The organism is Roseateles sp. P4_D2, from assembly GCF_056401875.1.
Map to the genome: position 1 here is coordinate 26342 of NZ_JBFUIM010000003.1, position 17475 is coordinate 43816.

General features: G+C 67.5%; 17 protein-coding genes, 1 tRNA gene and 1 pseudogene. 8 read left to right on the forward strand and 11 right to left on the reverse strand.

Translation table 11 applies throughout. The features are described 5' to 3' along the window. The first annotated feature begins 211 nt into the window (after positions 1-211). From AC1DW0_RS05980 to AC1DW0_RS05995, 4 genes are all read left to right on the forward strand, one after another. The gene (locus tag AC1DW0_RS05980) at positions 212-1135 is read left to right on the forward strand and encodes a branched-chain amino acid ABC transporter permease (RefSeq protein WP_056196256.1); all 924 of its coding nucleotides are present in this window, start codon (positions 212-214) and stop codon (positions 1133-1135) included. A gap of 13 nt (positions 1136-1148) precedes the next feature. Beyond that, complete coding sequence (locus tag AC1DW0_RS05985; RefSeq protein WP_477945167.1) at positions 1149-2231, forward strand: branched-chain amino acid ABC transporter permease; 1083 nt, start codon at positions 1149-1151, stop codon at positions 2229-2231. A gap of 14 nt (positions 2232-2245) precedes the next feature. Then, complete coding sequence (locus AC1DW0_RS05990; protein ID WP_056196261.1) at positions 2246-3031, forward strand: ABC transporter ATP-binding protein; 786 nt, start codon at positions 2246-2248, stop codon at positions 3029-3031. Between the two features lie 190 nt (positions 3032-3221). Beyond that, the gene (locus tag AC1DW0_RS05995) at positions 3222-3935 is read left to right on the forward strand and encodes an ABC transporter ATP-binding protein (protein ID WP_457323587.1); all 714 of its coding nucleotides are present in this window, start codon (positions 3222-3224) and stop codon (positions 3933-3935) included. Between the two features lie 50 nt (positions 3936-3985). Here the strand turns inward: AC1DW0_RS05995 and AC1DW0_RS06000 are convergent, their stop codons facing one another. From AC1DW0_RS06000 to AC1DW0_RS06035, 8 genes and pseudogenes are all read right to left on the reverse strand, one after another. Continuing rightward, entirely contained in the window at positions 3986-4375 is a 390-nt protein-coding gene (locus AC1DW0_RS06000; protein ID WP_056196267.1) for a thiol-disulfide oxidoreductase DCC family protein, read from the reverse strand. Beyond that, on the reverse strand, positions 4372-4938 hold the full coding sequence (locus AC1DW0_RS06005) for a DUF4166 domain-containing protein (RefSeq protein ID WP_477945338.1): 567 nt from the start codon (positions 4936-4938) through the stop codon (positions 4372-4374). Before AC1DW0_RS06005 ends, AC1DW0_RS06000 begins: the two co-directional genes overlap by 4 nt. Continuing rightward, positions 4921-6033 (reverse strand): annotated as a pseudogene (locus AC1DW0_RS06010) (saccharopine dehydrogenase family protein); the annotation flags it as partial. The pseudogene AC1DW0_RS06010 and the gene AC1DW0_RS06005, both read right to left, overlap by 18 nt. Before the next feature lie 99 nt (positions 6034-6132). Continuing rightward, positions 6133-8469, reverse strand: coding sequence for an alkaline phosphatase D family protein (locus AC1DW0_RS06015; RefSeq protein WP_477945168.1), 2337 nt, complete (start codon positions 8467-8469; stop codon positions 6133-6135). Positions 8470-8483: 14 nt separating this feature from the next. Further along, positions 8484-9959: an OmpP1/FadL family transporter gene (locus AC1DW0_RS06020; protein ID WP_477945169.1), complete on the reverse strand. Its 1476-nt coding sequence runs from the start codon at positions 9957-9959 to the stop codon at positions 8484-8486. 153 nt (positions 9960-10112) lie between these two features. Next, positions 10113-11168, reverse strand: a complete 1056-nt coding sequence (locus tag AC1DW0_RS06025) for a Leu/Phe/Val dehydrogenase (RefSeq protein WP_056196274.1) — start codon at positions 11166-11168, stop codon at positions 10113-10115. A 70-nt stretch (positions 11169-11238) separates the two neighbouring features. Then, positions 11239-11967, reverse strand: coding sequence for a 2OG-Fe dioxygenase family protein (locus AC1DW0_RS06030; RefSeq protein ID WP_477945170.1), 729 nt, complete (start codon positions 11965-11967; stop codon positions 11239-11241). Position 11968: 1 nt separating this feature from the next. Further along, complete coding sequence (locus AC1DW0_RS06035) at positions 11969-12988, reverse strand: CDP-6-deoxy-delta-3,4-glucoseen reductase (RefSeq protein WP_056196279.1); 1020 nt, start codon at positions 12986-12988, stop codon at positions 11969-11971. On the opposite strand from AC1DW0_RS06035, the gene AC1DW0_RS06040 reads away from it, so the two are divergent. Continuing rightward, complete coding sequence (locus tag AC1DW0_RS06040; protein WP_082532596.1) at positions 12987-13922, forward strand: NAD-dependent epimerase/dehydratase family protein; 936 nt, start codon at positions 12987-12989, stop codon at positions 13920-13922. The genes AC1DW0_RS06035 and AC1DW0_RS06040 overlap by 2 nt on opposite strands. Here AC1DW0_RS06040 and AC1DW0_RS06045 read toward each other — a convergent pair. Beyond that, complete coding sequence (locus AC1DW0_RS06045; protein WP_056196285.1) at positions 13919-14500, reverse strand: rhomboid family intramembrane serine protease; 582 nt, start codon at positions 14498-14500, stop codon at positions 13919-13921. The two genes, AC1DW0_RS06040 and AC1DW0_RS06045, sit on opposite strands and share 4 nt — an antisense overlap. A gap of 96 nt (positions 14501-14596) precedes the next feature. Beyond that, positions 14597-14681 (reverse strand) — tRNA-Leu (locus tag AC1DW0_RS06050). 91 nt (positions 14682-14772) lie between these two features. Here AC1DW0_RS06050 and cysM point away from each other — a divergent pair. From cysM to AC1DW0_RS06065, 3 genes are read left to right on the forward strand one after another with little or no spacing between them, the layout of a single operon-like run. Beyond that, positions 14773-15669 (forward strand): cysteine synthase CysM, encoded by an 897-nt coding sequence (gene cysM / locus AC1DW0_RS06055; RefSeq protein ID WP_056196288.1) that lies wholly within the window; start codon positions 14773-14775, stop codon positions 15667-15669. Then, complete coding sequence (locus AC1DW0_RS06060) at positions 15666-16199, forward strand: NUDIX hydrolase (RefSeq protein WP_056196289.1); 534 nt, start codon at positions 15666-15668, stop codon at positions 16197-16199. The genes cysM and AC1DW0_RS06060 overlap by 4 nt, the downstream gene beginning before the upstream one ends. A 4-nt stretch (positions 16200-16203) precedes the next feature. Then, positions 16204-16431: a sulfurtransferase TusA family protein gene (locus AC1DW0_RS06065; protein ID WP_056196293.1), complete on the forward strand. Its 228-nt coding sequence runs from the start codon at positions 16204-16206 to the stop codon at positions 16429-16431. Positions 16432-16556: 125 nt separating this feature from the next. Here the strand turns inward: AC1DW0_RS06065 and galU are convergent, their stop codons facing one another. Beyond that, a complete protein-coding gene (gene galU / locus AC1DW0_RS06070; protein WP_056196296.1) occupies positions 16557-17447 on the reverse strand; it encodes a UTP--glucose-1-phosphate uridylyltransferase GalU in 891 nt (296 codons plus the stop codon). Positions 17448-17475 lie beyond the last annotated feature (28 nt).

Genomic DNA, 17475 nt, shown 5'->3' on the forward strand with positions numbered 1-17475 from the left:
GTCGCTGCGGTTTGTGCGGATTTCCGCCCAGTTTTTGCTGGTCGACACTCGTGAAATCTGACCAGGGTCACCCTCTGGGGACGGATCAAACGGTCGAGGGTTTCATACCGTCGGTGAATACCCTTGAAACGTCTTGATTGGCACGAGGGTTGCGATTTATCCCGGGTCGCTTGGCGCATGCTGCGCCCCAACAATTATTCCTGGAGCCCTCATGGAGACTCTGATTCAACAGATCATCAACGGCCTGGTGCTGGGGAGCATGTATGCCCTCGTCGCCCTGGGCTACACGATGGTCTACGGCATCATCAACCTCATCAATTTCGCCCACGGCGAGATCCTGATGGTGGGCGCCATGGTCAGCTGGACGCTGGTCACGCTGCTGGCGGATTCCGGCATTCCCGGCTGGCTGCTGATGCTGATCGGCCTGGCCGCCGCCATCGTCGTCTGCGCGACGTTGAACTACGCAGTCGAGAAGATCGCCTACCGGCCGCTGCGCAACGCGCCGCGCCTGGCGCCGCTGATCACCGCCATGGGCATGTCGCTGCTGCTGCAGGTGCTGGCGATGATCATCTGGAAGCCGAATCCCAAGCCCTTCCCGCTGCTGCTGCCCACCACGCCGTTCGACCTGGGCGGCCCCGTCATCACCGTCACGCAATGCCTGATCCTGGGCCTGACGGTCTGCATCCTGGCCGGCCTGATGTACCTGGTGAACTACACCAAGCTGGGCCGCGCGATGCGCGCCACCGCCGAGAACCCGCGCGTGGCCGGCTTGATGGGCGTGAAGCCCGACTTCATCATCTCCACCACCTTCGTCATCGGCGCTGCGCTCGCCGCAGTGGCCGGCCTGATGTGGGCCGCCAACTACGGCACCGTGCAGCACACGATGGGCTTCATGCCCGGCCTGAAGGCCTTCACGGCCGCGGTGCTGGGCGGCATCGGCAACCTGGCCGGCGCGGTGGTGGGCGGCGTGCTGCTCGGCCTCATCGAAGCCATCGGTGCCGGCTACCTCGGTGACCTGACCGGCGGCGTGCTGGGCAGCCATTACGCCGACATCTTTGCCTTCGTCGCCCTCATCCTCGTGCTGACGCTGCGCCCCTCGGGCCTGCTCGGCGAGCGTGTGGCCGATCGCGCCTGAAGGGAGACAAGACATGGACACCAAGAAACTCTTCACCTTCCTCGCGGCCGCCGTCGGCCTGCTCGTTGTGCCGTTGTTTGCACAGCAGCTTGGCAATGGCCCGGTCCGCATCATCGACCTGGCCCTGCTCTACGTGCTGCTGGCTCTGGGCCTGAACATCGTCGTCGGCTATGCGGGCCTGCTGGACCTCGGCTACGTCGCCTTCTATGCGGTCGGCGCCTACATGTTCGCGCTGATGTCCAGCCCGCACCTGAGCGAGAACTTCGAGGCCATCCAGGCCGCGTTCCCGACGGGCCTGCATTCGCCGCTGTGGCTGGTCATCCCGGCCGGAGCGGCGCTGGCAGCCTTCTTCGGCGTGATGCTGGGGGCGCCAACGCTGAAGCTGCGCGGCGACTATCTCGCCATCGTCACGCTGGGCTTCGGCGAAATCATCCGCGTCTTCCTGAACAACCTGGAGTACCCGGTCAACATCACCAACGGCCCGCGCGGCATCGGCCAGATCGACTCCTTCCACGTCTTCGGCGTGGACCTGGGCAAGTCCTGGGAGGTGTTCGGCTTCACGCTGCCGTCGGTGACGCTGTACTACTACCTCTTCCTGGCCCTCGTGGTGGGGGGCGTGGTGGTCTGCTATCGGCTGGAGAACTCCCGCATCGGCCGCGCCTGGATGGCCATCCGCGAGGACGAGATCGCCGCCAAGGCCATGGGCATCAACACCCGCAACCTGAAGCTGCTGGCCTTCGGCATGGGCGCCACCTTCGGCGGCGTGTCGGGCGCGATGTTCGCGAGCTTCCAGGGCTTCGTGTCGCCCGAGTCCTTCAGCCTGCAGGAATCGGTCATGATCGTCGCGATGGTTGTGCTCGGCGGCATCGGCCACATCCCCGGCGTCATCCTCGGCGCGCTGATGCTGTCGGCCCTGCCCGAGGTGCTGCGCTACGTCGCCGGCCCGCTGCAGCAGATGACTGACGGTCGCCTCGACGCCTCCATCCTGCGCCAGTTGCTGGTGGCCCTGGCCATGATCGGCATCATGCTGGCCCGTCCGCGCGGCCTGTGGCCGGCGCCCGAGCACGGCAAGGTCGCCCCGCCTGCCGCGAAGTGAGGGAGGACACCAACATGAGCAAACACGACAACATCGTTCTCAACGTCAGCGGCGCATCCAAGCGCTTCGGCGGCGTGCAGGCCCTGTCCGACGTCGGCATCCAGATCCAACGCGGCCAGGTGTACGGCCTCATCGGCCCCAACGGCGCCGGCAAGACGACCTTCTTCAACGTCATCACGGGCCTGTACGTGCCGGACGGCGGCAGCTTCTCGCTCGGCGGCACGCCCTACACGCCGCAGGCCGTGCACCAGGTCGCCAAGGCCGGCATCGCGCGCACCTTCCAGAACATCCGCCTCTTCGCCGACATGACGGCGATCGAGAACGTCATGGTGGGCCGCCACATCCGCACCAAGTCCGGCCTGATCGGCGCGGTGTTCCGCACGCCCAAGTTCAAGGCCGAGGAGGCCGCCATCAAGGCGCGCGCCCAGGAGCTGCTGGACTATGTCGGCATCGGCAAGTACGCAGACTACAAGGCCCGCACGCTGAGCTATGGCGACCAGCGCCGTCTGGAGATCGCCCGAGCCCTGGCCACCGACCCGCAACTGATCGCGCTGGACGAACCCGCCGCGGGCATGAACGCGACCGAGAAGGTCGTGCTGCGCGAGCTGATCGACCGCATCCGCAACGACGGCCGCACCATCCTGCTCATCGAGCACGACGTGAAGCTGGTCATGGGCCTGTGCGACCGGGTCACGGTGCTGGACTACGGCAAGCAGATCGCCGAAGGCACGCCCTACGACGTGCAGCGCAACGAAAAGGTGATCGAGGCCTACCTCGGCGCCGGCCACAAGAACCACTAAGGATGACCCACCCCCGTAGCGCTTCGCGGCCTTGCGGGCCGCGCCAAGCCAGTGGCTTGGCTCTTCAGCAGGCACAAACGGCAAGCCGTTTGTGTCCGGCTTCAGCCCCCTCAAGGGAGCGCACCCAGTGGCCTGGCAAAGCCAGTTCCACGGGTGCCGCTTGGTCAACGCACGATTTGGAGTGATAGGTATGGCAGCAACCCTGCTCAAGGTTTCTGGCTTGAAGGTCGCCTACGGCGGCATCCAGGCCGTCAAGGGCGTCAGCTTCGAGGTGCGCGAGGGCGAACTGGTGTCGCTGATCGGCGCCAACGGCGCCGGCAAGACGACGACGCTGAAGGCGATCACCGGCCTGCAGCCAGTGGCGGCCGGCAGCGTCGAATACCTCGGCAAGCCCATCAAGGGTCAGGGCGCCTGGGACCTGGCCAAGCAGGGCCTGGTCATGGTGCCGGAGGGCCGTGGCACCTTCACGCGCATGACCATCACCGAGAACCTGCAGATGGGCGCCTACAACCGCAAGGATGGCGAGATTCAGGCGGACATGGACAAGGTCTTCGGCCTGTTCCCGCGCCTGAAGGAGCGCGCCAAGCAGCTGGCCGGCACGATGTCCGGCGGCGAGCAGCAGATGCTGGCCATGGGCCGCGCGCTGATGGCCCGACCCAAGGTGCTGCTGCTGGACGAGCCGTCCATGGGCCTGTCGCCCATCATGGTGGACAAGATCTTCGAGGTCGTGAACGACATCCACCAGCAGGGCGTCACCATCCTGCTCGTCGAGCAGAACGCCAGCCGCGCGCTGCAACTGGCCAACCGCGGCTATGTGATGGAGTCGGGCGAGGTGACGATGGAGGGCGAGGGCCAAGCGTTGCTGAACGATCCGAAGGTGCGCGCCGCCTACCTGGGCGAATAAGCGGTTCCGAACCGCTCTAGAAAAAACGCCCGGCACTGCCGGGCGTTTTTTTAGTCGAGGAATCTGGCCGCATGCTCAGGCTGCGGGCGGATGCAGAGGGCCGAGCGCCCGAACAGCCGGTAGCGGTTCCTGGCGACCAGGCGGTACAACGGATCTCGGACGATGGACGGGATCAGCCATGCGATCCAGGCCAGGCGCCAGGGCCAGCCCAGCGCATGCAGCACGCGAAATATGGCTGCCGTGTGCTGCCACGCGCGAGGGCCATCGACGAGCAGAAATGTCTGCAGGCCTTCGGGCACCAGCCCCTCTGCGGCCAGCAGACGCCGCCCCGCGGCGCCCTGGATGGAAGCAAAGCGCAAGCGGGCCTTGCTGTCATGCCGCAGGATGAACTGCACCCAGCCGTTGCAGAGCAGGCACTGGGCATCGAACACGATGATCATGAAGTGGCCTGCGCCGGACCGAGTTCGAGATGGCCGTCATAGGCCGCGACGGTGCCCAGCAGCGGCAGGCCGGCGGCGACGCGGAAGTGCAGCTGATCGTCCTTGCCGGTTTCCTCGGCCACCACCTGCGGCATCAGCCATCGCGGGCACGGTAGGCCCATGAAACGCAGGCCTTCAAGCTCCATCCTCAGCCGGCCATCGGCAACGCTCAAGCCAAAAGTCAGCCGGGCAGCCCCGAGCTTCTCCTGGATCTTGCCGGCCACCAGCCGCATTCGTGATGTCATGGTCCGCGTCGGGAAGTGGCGCGTCCAACGTTCGGCCTCCGCGCTGGCGTCGAGCTCGAAGCTGAGCGGGCCGCTGCTGGCACGGCGTGGCGTCCCAAGGCAGAAGGCCAGCAGCCGGKCCGGCAGCGAACTCGGCGCCTGTGTCTGCACCCAGCCGTTCAAGACGGTGTGCCCCGCGAGCCGATGGAAGCGCTGCACCGCCATTGGCAGTTGTGAATAGCTGGCGCCCAGCACGCGTTCGTAGAGGCTCAGGGCGTCGATGCTGGGCGATTCGTTCATGTCGATGCGCAGGCCTTCGGATTCTCGTGCGAAGTCCTGCAGCGACAGCAGGCCCACACAGGGCTGGGCGCCTGCGAGCGATGCGTCGCCGTGCTGCAGTTTGCGGATCAGCGCCGCAGCGGCCAGCGTGGGGACGAAGGGGCCATCGCCGTGAGTAGCAACCAAATGCCAGGTGCGACTGCGCCTGATGCCTTCAGCAGTTTCCCCGCTGACACAGACATGCATGGCGCCCGCGTTCGACCCCAGGCCGCTGAACCGGTCGCCGAGCCACTTCAGGGCCACCGCATGAGCCGACCAGTCCTTGACGATGCCGACCCGGGCCAGCAGCGCCAGGGCGTTCATGCCTCGGTGCAGGAGCGGTAATTCGAGGCCGGCGCCGAAGCTGATCGTCGGGCAGCCGGCATGGCGCTTGGGCAGCAGCGCGAGGTCAGGCACGTCACAAGGCGACAGCAGCCGGTTCCCGACCGGCACGGGATAAAGGTGACGCCGGCTCCCACTCCAGCCAAAGCTGGGACGGTGGTCCACGGCCGGCAGGGCCTTGCCGCAGTAGCTCAGGATGGCGCGCACCGTGGCCAGGCCTCGTTCGGTACGGTTGCCCGGGCTGATGCCGATGTCAATGTGGTCGACGCGGGTGAGTCCCTGCGCCAGATGGCGAGCTGCTGCATCGGACAGGGCAGGCACGGAACTCGCGCCGCTGATGATGCTCAGGCCACGGTCCAGCGCGGCCTGGTTCAGGCTGCTGATGCCGACCACGAAATCCCGGCCGTCAGCCAGATCGATGTAGTGCGCGCCAGCGGCCATGCAGGCTTGAGCGACGTGATACCGCTGGCCCTGGAACGGGCCCGAGGTGTGCACGGTGATGTCAGGCGCCAGCGCTTTGAGGTCGTCGGCGAAAGCCGGTGCATCCGCATCGAGCGTGGCGCAGCTCAGTTGCGCGCGCGCCGCCCCGCGCAACGCATCCGCCAGGGCCAGGCCTTGTGCGGCGGATCGACCCGCCACGATGAGGTGCAGGCCGGGGCTGCGGGCCAGCCGTTCAACGAGACGGCGCCCGAAGAAGCCGTAGCCGCCGATGACCAGAACGCGGTAGAGAGGCATGCGGGAGTCTAAGCACGCCTCACAGGTGCCCAGCTGCGTGGCGCGGCAAAGGAAAACGCCCGGCATTGCCGGGCGTTCTGATTCGTGCGGACGGCCGCGTCAGAGTCCGGCCATCACGGCCACATCCGTCACGCCAGCGGCGACGCGAACCGTCCTGACGGCGGCCACCGGCGACGCCGGCGCCGTGCCGCCGACCTGGCGTGCCATCTTCTTGAACGTGCAGATCAACTCGGTCTTGCTGAGTGACACGACGGCATAGCCCTGGGCGTCGCTGTCGACATGCTTGATCCAGGGGTTGTTGACAGGCGGCGCAACGGCCGTCGTCGGGTCTGCAAACGGRTTCAGGCGCTTGACGATCTCGGACGCCGGCACGGAGTTGGCCGGGATGCCCAGGGCCGCGGCCAGCTTCTGCTGGATCAGGCCGTAGAGCGTCATCGCCGCGACCGACTTGCCGGCGGCTGCCAGGCCCGCGATCGTGCCCGCGATGATGGTGCCCATGGTGCCAGCCTGCGTTTCGTCGAAGGTGACGATGACGGCCTTGGACAGCGACGCTGTCGGCGCGAAGGCTGCGGCAGGCACCAGCCCAGCCAGGACGGCACCCTGCACGGCAGCCTGGATGGCCGCCGTGTTGGTCAGGTCGGTCACGCCCGCCGCGATGGCGATGGCCGCGCTCAGGATCTGGATGGCGATGCCTTCAGACTCGGCCTCGCTCGTGGCCACCAGCGGCTTCAGCGCGGCAAAGGTCGGCTTGCTGGCTTCGGTGTAGAAATAGCTGAAGTTGGAATTGCTGGACACGCCTGCCGTGACGAGGTCGACCATCGCCGGCACCTGCGTGGCGGCGTCGTAGTCGGCCATCACGACGCCGGCATAAAAGGCGTGGATGTCGCCGGTGACGGCCACGACGTTCTTCACGCCCTTGCTCAGCAGTTGGCCCATCAGGTATTTGCGCTCGGCGTTGAAGCCGTCCCACTGGTCGGCGTTCAGCACGAACTTGGCCTTGAAGGCTGCCGGCGCACCGGGGATCTTGTTGCCGTCCATGCCCATGCGCAGCAGCGAAACCTCGTTGCCCCAGATCTTCCACAGCGCGGTGGACGCCGCCATCGTCTGCACCCACCACTGGCGCTGCGCGCCGCCCAGCATGCTGACGAGGGCCAGCGGGTCGGGCAGCGACGCGCCAGCGGCCAGCTTGGCGGCCTCGACGCCGGCGAGCGTCGCCTGCGGCACCATGTAGCGCGCGCCGATGCTGCCGACGGCCTGGCCGGTCAGCGGGCTGGGCGCGGCCTCGGGGATCAGGTGGTCGGCGCGGTACAGGCGCTGGTCGGTCATGACCAGGTGCATCAGCTTGCCGAACTTCAGGTCGCGGTAGATGCGGATGCCGGTGATGCCCTGGCCCGGGTCCAGCGTGAAGCTGATGTCGGCCGGCATGTTCTCGAACCAGGCTTGGTTGGCCGCGAGGCGGCGCGAGGTCTGGGCCGTGTTGTCGCCGACTTGCGTCGTCGCGTTGAACGTGCCGTTGTCGTAGGTCTCGCGGTCCTGCCAGCAGTCGTCGCTGAACTCGTGGTCATCCCAGACGGCCACGAAGGCGAAGCGCTCGTGCAGGTTCTGCAGGCGGCGGTCGGTGCGGTAGCGCTTGTAGAGGTAGCGGTAGTCGCCCAGCGTCGTCGCGTACTTGCCTCCGGTGGGCAGGGCTGTGCCGTTGGGCAGGGTCAGCGCGGCGTGCGCGCTCTCGACGCCACCGGCCTGGTAGTCGGCGCCGACGGCCTCGTAGATGTAGTCGCCCAGGTGGACGATGAAATCGATGTTTTCCGTGGCCAGCATGTCCATGCCGGCCCAGTGGTTCACGTTCCAGTCCTGGCAGGACACGAAGGCGAAGTTCAGCGCGCTGATATCGGTGTCAGCCGCGGGCGCCGTCTTGAAGCGGCCGATGCGCGACACGCTGCTGCCGGCAGTGAACTGGTAGTAGTAGACGGTGGCTGGCTGCAGGCCGCTGATGCGGTGGCGCAGCGTGTGGTCGTAGAACTCGTAGACCGGCACGTCGGCGGTAGCGTCGGCCGTGCCCGCCAGTGTCGAGGTCGTGCCGAGCAGGGCGGCATTGCCGGCGGCGCTGCTGATCTTCAGTGTCACGTTGTAGCTGCCGCCACCCGTGGCGCTGGTTACGTCATCGGCGCTGCTGGGCACGACGCGGGCCCACAGCACGGCGCCGTCGGGCTTGGGGTCGCCCGAGGCCACCGATTGCGGGAACTTGAACGTGCCACTCGCGGCGGCCGTCGTCGGCAGCGGTGTGCTGCTGCCTGGGAAGGTGGCGGGCAAGGGCTCGATGGGCGCGCCCGCATCGCCACCGCCGCCGCAGCCGACGAGGCTGGACAGGGCGGTGGAGGCGGTGATCAGGGCGCCGGCTTGCGCGGCGCTGCGGCGGAGAAAACTGCGGCGATCCATGATGTGTCGCCTCCTCAGAACTTGTAGTTGAACTGGACACCGAAGATGGTGGCCTTGGAGGCGTAGTTGCCGCGTGCGGTCGAGTAGGCGCAGTTGCAGGGCTGCTCGCCGTCGCCGTCATCGGTCGCGTTCATCGCCGCGTCCTTGAGCTTCACCTTGCCGAAGGAGAAATCGATGCTGGCGTTGTCCATCAGGGCAAGGTTGGCGCCGAGGGCGAGCCAGGTGCGGTGGGCATCGGGCAGGGCCGGGCTGCGCGTCGCCGAGGGCACGGGCGACAGATCCTTGCTGTAGCCGGCCCGCAGCAGCAGCGCCGGCAGGGCCTGCCATTGGGCGCCGACCGAGACCTTGGTGCTGTCCTTCCAGTGCTCGGCGGTGGTGGAGTCGGCCGTGCTGTTCGCGAAATCGATGCGCAGCTGCTTCAGGCGCGAGTCACGCGTGATCGTGAAGTCGCCGAGCACGGCGATGGTCGGCGTCAGCTGCTGGAAGCCGTGGATGGACAGCGACTCGGGCGTGCGCACCGAGAGGCTGACGTCGGAGTCGTTGTGGTCCAGGGCCGAGACGCCGTTGTAGGGTTTGGCGGTGATGGCGGCCAGCACTTCGGCGGGCAGGTTGGTGGGCTGGGTCCAGTCGGCGCTGCCCTTGAGCTTGTGGCTGACGCTGCTGCGGTAGCTCAGGCCCATGCGCGTGCCGGCAGCGGGCTCCCACAGCAGGGCGAGGTTGAAGCCCAGGCCCCAGTCCTTGCCCTCGACGGCGATGGAGCCGTCATAGGCCGGGTTGCCGAAGACCGTGGCGGCCTGCTGCTGCAGTTGCAGCGCGAGGCCCGGCGCGCCAGCAGCGGCCGCTTGGTGGGCGGCGTTGAGCAGGCCGGCGGCGTAGACGGAGGCGTAGGGCACAGCGCGGCGCAGCTTGCCTTGCATGTACTGGATGTTCAGGCCGGCCGCGAGCGACAGCTCGGGCGAGGTCTTCCAGGCGACGTTGGGGTTGATCGAGATGGACTTCAGCTCGACCTTCTGCAGGTTGTAGCGGCCACCCCAGTCAGCTCGGTAGTCGAGCTTGGTGCCCCAGGGCACGAAGACGCCGAGGCCGTAGGCCAGCGTGTCGGAGGCCTTGTAGGCGGCATAGAGATGGGGCACGACCGCGGCCTTGGCAAAGCTCATCGTGTCGCCGACGGTGCCCGTCGAGCGCGGCGCCAGACCGGAGCCGGGCAGGGAGATATAGGAGCCCTGGTCGGTGAAGCGGGTCTTGGGGTCGACGTAGTCCACGACGCCGGACAAGTTCCAGCCCGTCAGGCGCGTGAGGCCGGCGGGGTTGGCGAACAGCGTGCTGGCGTCGGCGGCCTCAGCCGCGTTCGCGTTGGCGGTGCCTTCGGCGGCGGCGCTCTGGGTGCCGAAGCGGTAGCCGGCTGAATGGGCCGTCAGGGCCAGGGGCAGCAGGGCGATACCTGCCAGCAAGGGGCGCAGCGCGCGGGTTGGACGTGTAGTGCGTCGCATAGGGTTTGCCTCCGGTAATCGTGCGTAACCGGCGCAGATTGTGCGCAGCCGCCGTGTCGCCATGAGGACAAACCGGTCGAGACAAACCCTGGACTTGAGAGGGCTCTCTAAATGTTGGCCGGGCGCCACCGCCCGGCCATTGCAGGGATGGACTTAGGGCAGGCGGACGAGCTTGGAACGGGCCCAGTCATCGGCGACGCGAGCGGGCGTCGAGTCGGCCGTCTGCACGCGCTGCAGCAGCTCTTCGACACGCTCGGCGATCTTGCTCACCTCGGCCATCACGGCCGTCTCTTCACCCTCACCGCGGTACTCGCGAGCCACGCTGATGATGCCGCCGGCATTCACCAGGTAATCGGGCAGGTAGCAGATGCCGTGGCGCTGCAGTGCGTCACCGTCATCGGGCGTGGCGAGCTGGTTGTTGGCCGCGCCGGCGATCAGCTTGGCACGCAGCGTCGGCACCGTCTTCTCGTTCAGGGAAGCGCCGAGCGCACAGGGCGCCAGCACGTCGACGTCGGCGGCCAGGATGTCCGCCACGCTGGCGGCCGTGGCGCCGAATTGCGCGACAGCGCGCTCGACCTTGGCGGCGTCCACGTCAGCCACGACCAGCTTGGCGCCAGCCTTGTGCAGGAACTCGGCCAGGTGCCAACCGACAGCGCCCAGACCCTGCAGCGCGACGCGCACGCCTTCCAGCGACGAGCGACCCAGCACCAGGCGGGCGCCGGCCTGGATGGAAACGAACACGCCCCAGGCCGTCTTGGGGCTGGGGTCGCCACCGAAGGCGCCTTCGCGCGGGATGCCGCTGACAAAGGACGTTTGGGCTTGCATGCCGCGCATGTCGGCCGTCGTCGTGCCGACGTCCTCGGCGGTGATGTAGGCACCGGCCAGCGACTGCACGGCGCGGCCGAAGGCGGCGAACAGGGCAGGGCGGTCGAAGGCGCCTTCCGGCTTCAGGATGACGGCCTTGCCGCCGCCGAAAGGCAGGTCGGCCAGCGCGTTCTTCAGGCTCATGCCCTGGGACAGGCGCAGCGCGTCGTTCAGCGCGGCGGCTTCGGATTCGTAGTGCCACAGGCGGCAGCCCCCGAAGGCGGGCCCGCGGGCGGTGCTGTGCACGGCCAGGATGGCCTTGAGGCCGGTGGCCGGGTCGGTGGCGAGCAGCACGCGCTCGTGCGGGGACTGCTCGGGCAGGCCGAAGAGGGAGGTCGGGTTCATGACGGTCGGCGCTTTTGGCGCGGCAGTAGGTAGAAGAACGGCCACGCTTTTGGCGTGGCCGCTCGGGATTCTACGGACCCTGGAATCCGCCGCCTCTTAATGTGATGACGAGGGTGTCGCGCCAGCCGCGTTCGCCCGCCACAACGGGCTGGATGGGCGTGGTTTCGTGGATCACGCGGGCATCGTCCAGCAGCAGCGTCGTCCAGGGCCGGGTCATCGTGAAGCGCTGGCCGGCCGGGCCGCCGGCGTCGAAGACCCGCGATTCGCCGCCCTTGATGCCATGGCGGCTGACGAACAGCACGGCGACAAGGTCCACACCGTCGCGGTGGGCGCCCTCGGGTGTCGGGCGGCCGATGCCGTCGCTGGTGTCAATGCGAAAGGGGTGGGCCTCGATGAACCAGGGCTGCTCGCCCTTCAGTGCCGACGCCGTTTTCGCCAACCCCAGCAGCAGCGCCGTCCAGGCAGGTGAATTGACCATCTCCTGCGCCAGCGGCACGAACCAGCGCTGGATGCCGCCGTGCAGCGCGTTGTAGTCCAGCGGCTGCCAGTGGGCGCGGTGGGGCTGAAGAGTCAGCGTGTCGCCGTCGGCGACGAAGCAGCCGTGGCGTCGGAAGCGGTAGCGGCCGCCGTCGCGCAGGTAGCCATCGGGCGGCAGGTCGTCCCAGCAGGGCTTGAGGGTGTCGAGGTCGTCGGCAGAGGCGCCCAGCACGCCAAGCGAACTTGGCGCCAGCACGGCCTCGCCATCGCGCTTCAGCGCGTCGACCAGTTCAGCAGCGGGTGTCCACGGCGGCTCGAACATCTCAGTGCTTGTCCGCTTCGGACGTGAACGCGTCCGCGTAGAACTCTTCCGCCGGCAGGTTGCACTGCGCGACGAAGTCCCGCTGCGCCGACTCGACCACGATAGGCGCGCCGCAGGCGTAGACCTGATGGCCCGTCATGTCGGCCAAGTCTTCCATGACGGCGCGGTGGACGAACCCCGTGCGGCCTGTCCAGCCCTCGTCGGGCTCGGACAGTACCGGCACATAGGTCAGCTGCGGCCATTCCGAGGCGATCAGCGCCGCCCAGTCGTTCAGATACAGGTCGGCCTGCTTGCGCGCACCCCAGTACAAAACCATGGGCCGGCTCGACTCGATGTGGCGGGCCCGTTCGATGATGGCCTTGATGGGTGCAAAGCCGGTGCCGCTGGCCAGCAGCACGATGGGCTTGTCGCTGTCCTCGCGCAGGAAGAAGCTGCCGAAGGGCCCTTCCATGCGCAGGATGTCCTTCTCCTTGAGCGCGCCGAAGACATGGTCGGTGAACTTGCCGCCGGGCATGTGGCGGATGTGCAGCTCGATCTGGCCCGGCAGGCTATGCGGCGCATTGGCCATCGAGTAGCTGCGGCGCGAGCCGTCACGCAGGATGAACTCGACGTACTGGCCGGCGCGGAACTGGAAGTTCTGGTTGGCCGCCAGCTGCATCGTCAGCACCGCCACGTCGGGCGCCGGGCGCAGTATGGCGATGACGCGGCTGGGCAGCTTCAGCACCGGGAACTCGCCGGCGCCAGGCACCGTGCGGGCCTCGACGGTGCAGTCGGTCTGCGGCCGGGCGCAGCAGGTCAGCACATAACCGGCGGCCTCTTCCTCGGCGGTCAGCGCCTTGGGCTGGTGGTTGCCGTGGATGACGGCACCTTCAAGCAGCTTGCTCTTGCAGGAGCCGCAGGCGCCGTCCTTGCAGCCATAAGGCAGGCCTACGCCATTGCGGATGGCGGCGGCAAGCAGGGTGTCATCGCCCTCGGTCTGATAGACGCGGCCGGCGGGCTGGATGGTGATCTGATGGGACATGGCTTCCAAAAAGCAGCGGCCCCGCAGACATTTCCGGGGCCGTAGACTGCCCGCCATTTTGCCCGAGGCCGGTTTGACCCCACGACTCCTCATCATTGGCTGCGGCGACGTCGGCCTGCGCGTCCTGAAGCTGCTCGCGGGCCGCTGGCGGGTTCTTGCACTGACGTCCAGCGCAAGCCGTGCAGCGGAGCTCAGGGCCGCAGGAGCCGTCCCGCTGGTTGGCAATCTCGATGACGCGGCGACGCTGGCGCGCCTGGCAGGACTGGCCGAGCTCGTGCTGCATCTCGCGCCACCGGCCCGTGACGGCGAGGCGGATCTGCGCACCCGCCATCTGCTCGCTGCCCTCGCGTGCAAGCCGCCCGCGGCGCTGGTTTACGCGAGCACGACCGGCGTCTATGGCGACTGCGGTGGTGCCTTCATCGACGAGACGCGGGCACTGAACCCGGCGACCGACCGTGCCCGCCGACGTGTCGATGCAGAGGCCCAGCTGCGCGCCTTTGGTCGCCGTCACGGCACGCGTGTCAGCCTGCTGCGCATTCCCGGCATCTATGCACGCGACCGCGAAGGGGGCCACCCGCGCGAGCGCCTGGCGCGGGGCACGCCGGTGTTGAGACGGGAGGAGGATGTCTACACCAACCACATCCATGCCGATGATCTGGCGCAGGCCTGCCTGCTGGCGCTGCTGCGCGGCCTGCCGCAGCGCGCCGTCAATGTCTGCGACGACAGCCAGTTGCTGATGGGCGACTACTTCGACCTGGCCGCCGACCTCGGTGGTCTGCCGCGGCCCGTGCGCATCACGCGTGCTGAAGCAGCCCAAACCATGAGTGCCATGCAGCTGAGTTTCTGGAGCGAATCACGCCGGTTGAGCAATGCCCGTCTCAGGCGCGAGCTGCGATTGGCGCTGCGCTACCCGACCCCGAAAGAAGGCCTCTAGCCGCGCCGCCGCGGCGAGCGCCAGTGGCGGATCAACAGCCACGCGCCCAGCATGCCGCCCAGGTGGGCGAAGTGGGCGATGCCGCTGCTGCCGCTGAAACCCAGGATCAGTTCCAGGCCGCCGAAGATGGCGACGAAGTATTTCGCCTTCATCGGGATCGGCGGGATCAGCGGCACGATGATGCGGTTGGGGAACAGCATGCCGAAGGACAGCAGCAGGCCGAAGATCGCGCCGGAGGCCCCGACGGTGGGGGACTGGGCACCGATGACCCAGGTGAATATCAGTTGCACGACGGCGGCGCTCAGCGCGCTGGCCACCAGCATCTGCGTGTAGCGCCGCGCGCCCCAGACGCGCTCCAGCTCGCCGCCGAACATCCACAGGCCCAGCATGTTGAACAGCAGATGCTCGAAGCTGCCATGCAGGAAGGCATAGCTCAGCAGCTGCCAGGGCATGAAGAAGCCCGAGTTCAGCGGCCACAGCTGGAACCAATAGGCCAATCCCGGGAAGAGGTAGAAAAAGCAGAAGGCACCGACACAGGCCAGGATGAAGGCCTTGGTGACTGAAGGCAGTGGGGGCATGGATCGCGCGGCTTGCGCCCGGGGAGGGCGCCTGCACCGGGAGGGCCGGTGCTTGTCGTTTTGAGTATGCCAGCACAAGCCGGCTGCTGTTTCGCCTGGTGCCCGGGGCCGGACTCGAACCGGCACACCTTGCGGCGGGGGATTTTGAGTCCCCTGCGTCTACCGATTTCGCCACCCGGGCCCGTCGGAAACAGCATCGCGCTTTGCACGCGAGGGGCAGATTATGCACTCGACAAGGCTCGACTTTGTTCCCGCTGCCACAATCGTCGCCCATGAGCTACCCGACCCTCGAAGACGTCATCGGCGCAACCCCCCTCGTGCGCCTGCAGCGACTGCTCGGCGACGATGCACGCGGCAATGTGATCCTGGCCAAGCTGGAGGGCAACAACCCGGCCGGCTCCGTGAAGGACCGGCCCGCCATCAGCATGATCAAGCGCGCCGAGGAGCGCGGCGAGATCAAGCCAGGCGACACGCTGATCGAGGCGACCTCGGGCAACACCGGCATCGCGCTGGCGATGGCCGCGGCCATCCGCGGCTACCGCATGGTGCTGATCATGCCGGAGGACCTGTCCATCGAGCGCGCCCAGACGATGAAGGCCTTCGGCGCCGAGCTGATCCTGACGCCCAAGACCGGTGGCATGGAGTACGCCCGTGACCTGGCCGAGCAGATGGCCGGCGAAGGCAAGGGCCGCGTGCTGGACCAGTTCGCCAATGCCGACAACCCGCGCGCCCATTACGAGACCACTGGCCCCGAGCTGTGGAAGGACACCGGCGGGCGCATCACCCATTTCGTCAGCGCCATGGGCACGACGGGCACCATCACCGGCGTGTCGCGCTTTCTGAAGGAAAAGAACCCCGCCGTGCGCATCGTCGGCGCCCAGCCGGCCGAAGGGTCGCGCATCCCCGGCATCCGCAAGTGGCCCGAGGCCTACATGCCCAGGATCTATGACCCGAGCGGCGTGGACGAACTGGTGCTGGTCAGCCAGAGCGACGCCGAGGACATGGCGCGCCGCCTGGCCCGTGAGGAGGGCCTGTTCGCCGGTATCTCGTCAGCCGGCGCCTGCTGGGTGGCGCTGCAGATCGCGCGCCGCGTCGAGAACGCGACCATCGCCTTCATCGTCTGCGACCGCGGCGACCGTTATCTGTCGACGGGCGTGTTTCCTGCATGACGGACTACAAGTTCTGTCCCGTCTGCGCGACGCAGCTGGGTTGGATCACGCAGGCCGAGGACGGTGGCGACAAGGAACGCCTGCGCTGCCCGGCCTGTGGCTTCACGCACTGGAACAATCCGACGCCGGTGCTGGCCGCCGTCATCGAATGCACGGACCGCGACGGCCAGGTGCTGCTCGCCCGCAACGCGGCCTGGCCGGGGCGCTTCTTTGGCCTGATCACGGGCTTCATGGAGTCTGGCGAGACGCCGGAGGAGGGCATCCGTCGCGAGATCGCCGAGGAGACCTCGCTGGAGGTGGACAGCCTGAATCTGCTGGGCGTCTGGGACTTCCAGCGCATGAACCAGATCATCATTGCCTACCATGCGGCGGCGCGTGGCGAGATCCGCTTGTCGCCTGAGTTGGCGGAGTACAAGCTGATTGCACCCGAGAACGTGCGCTGTTGGCCGCAGGGCACCGGCCAGGCGCTGGCGACCTGGCTGCGCAGCAAAGGCATCGAACCCCAATGGCTCGACCTGAAGCGAGAATGAGGCCATGGACGTCCAACGCGAGATCGACACGCGGGGCCTGAACTGCCCCTTGCCCATCCTGAAAGCCAAGAAGGCCTTGGCCGAAATGCTCAGCGGCGAGTTGCTGCGCGTCGTGGCGACCGACCCGGGTTCGATGCGCGACTTCCAGGCCTTTGCGCGCCAGACGGGCAACGAACTGGTGGAACAGAACTCGTCGGGCGACGAGTTCATCCACGTGCTGCGCAGGCGCTGAGCAGGCCCTGGTCAGTTAGGGGCAGAGCTACTCGCTGCGCTCGGGCGGTCTGTCCCGCAAAGCCAATCCTGAGTCAGTTGGGGACAGAGCTACTCGCTACGCTCGGGCGGTCTGTCCCGCAAAGCTTAGAGATTCAGGCCCTGCAGGAATTCCTTGAAGCCCGGGCCGAGCTGCGGGTGGGCCAGGGCCAGTTCCACGTTGGCCTGCAGGAAACCTTCCTTGCTGCCGCAGTCATAGCGCTTGCCGTCATAGCGGTAGGCAAACACCTTCTCGCGGCGCAGCAGGCCGGCAATGCCGTCGGTCAGCTGGATCTCGCCGCCCACGCCGCGCGGCTGGTTGGCAATCTCGTGGAAGACGCCCGGCGTCAGGATGTAGCGGCCGGCCACGCCCAGGCGTGAGGGTGCGTCTTCGGGCGCGGGCTTCTCGACGATGCGGTTCACGTCCATCAGGTGGTCGTTGACCTGGGTGCCGGCGACGATGCCATAGCGGCGGGTGTGTTCGGGCGGCACTTCCTGCACGGCGAGGATGGAGGCGCGCCAGTCGGCGAACTGCTCGACCATCTGCCTGAGGATGGGGGTTTCGCCCACCATCAGGTCGTCGGCCAGCAGCACGGCGAAGGGCTCGTTGCCCACCAGGCGCTGACCGCACAGCACGGCGTGGCCGAGGCCGAGGGCCTGGGCCTGGCGCACATAGATGCATTCCATGTCGTCGGGCTTGACCGAGCGCACCACGTCCAGCAGGTCCTGCTTGCCGGACTTTTCCAGCGCCACTTCGAGCTCGAAGGTCATGTCGAAGTGATCTTCGATGGGGCGCTTGTGGCGGCCCGTCACGAAGATCATCTCGCGCACGCCGGCGGCATAGGCCTCTTCCACCGCGTACTGGATCAGCGGTTTGTCGACAACCGGCAGCATCTCCTTGGGTTGGGCCTTGGTGGCCGGCAGGAAGCGGGTGCCGAGCCCGGCCACCGGGAAGATGGCCTTGGTGATCGGCGATTTGGACGAAGAAGCCATGGGCATACACTGGGTTGACAGGGTCGCAACGATT

Excerpts from the sequence above, each read along its gene's own strand:
- AC1DW0_RS06040 (WP_082532596.1), top strand. The coding sequence starts at position 12,987 with ATGGCTTCCAAAAAGCAGCGGCCCCGCAGACATTTCCGGGGCCGTAGA.
- AC1DW0_RS05985 (WP_477945167.1), top strand. The coding sequence starts at position 1,149 with ATGGACACCAAGAAACTCTTCACCTTCCTCGCGGCCGCCGTCGGCCTG.
- AC1DW0_RS06030 (WP_477945170.1), bottom strand. The coding sequence starts at position 11,967 with ATGTTCGAGCCGCCGTGGACACCCGCTGCTGAACTGGTCGACGCGCTG.
- cysM (WP_056196288.1), top strand. The coding sequence starts at position 14,773 with ATGAGCTACCCGACCCTCGAAGACGTCATCGGCGCAACCCCCCTCGTG.
- AC1DW0_RS06000 (WP_056196267.1), bottom strand. The coding sequence starts at position 4,375 with ATGATCATCGTGTTCGATGCCCAGTGCCTGCTCTGCAACGGCTGGGTG.
- AC1DW0_RS05980 (WP_056196256.1), top strand. The coding sequence starts at position 212 with ATGGAGACTCTGATTCAACAGATCATCAACGGCCTGGTGCTGGGGAGC.
- AC1DW0_RS05990 (WP_056196261.1), top strand. The coding sequence starts at position 2,246 with ATGAGCAAACACGACAACATCGTTCTCAACGTCAGCGGCGCATCCAAG.
- AC1DW0_RS06045 (WP_056196285.1), bottom strand. The coding sequence starts at position 14,500 with ATGCCCCCACTGCCTTCAGTCACCAAGGCCTTCATCCTGGCCTGTGTC.
- AC1DW0_RS06020 (WP_477945169.1), bottom strand. The coding sequence starts at position 9,959 with ATGCGACGCACTACACGTCCAACCCGCGCGCTGCGCCCCTTGCTGGCA.
- AC1DW0_RS05995 (WP_457323587.1), top strand. The coding sequence starts at position 3,222 with ATGGCAGCAACCCTGCTCAAGGTTTCTGGCTTGAAGGTCGCCTACGGC.
- AC1DW0_RS06035 (WP_056196279.1), bottom strand. The coding sequence starts at position 12,988 with ATGTCCCATCAGATCACCATCCAGCCCGCCGGCCGCGTCTATCAGACC.
- AC1DW0_RS06065 (WP_056196293.1), top strand. The coding sequence starts at position 16,204 with ATGGACGTCCAACGCGAGATCGACACGCGGGGCCTGAACTGCCCCTTG.
- AC1DW0_RS06060 (WP_056196289.1), top strand. The coding sequence starts at position 15,666 with ATGACGGACTACAAGTTCTGTCCCGTCTGCGCGACGCAGCTGGGTTGG.
- galU (WP_056196296.1), bottom strand. The coding sequence starts at position 17,447 with ATGCCCATGGCTTCTTCGTCCAAATCGCCGATCACCAAGGCCATCTTC.
- AC1DW0_RS06025 (WP_056196274.1), bottom strand. The coding sequence starts at position 11,168 with ATGAACCCGACCTCCCTCTTCGGCCTGCCCGAGCAGTCCCCGCACGAG.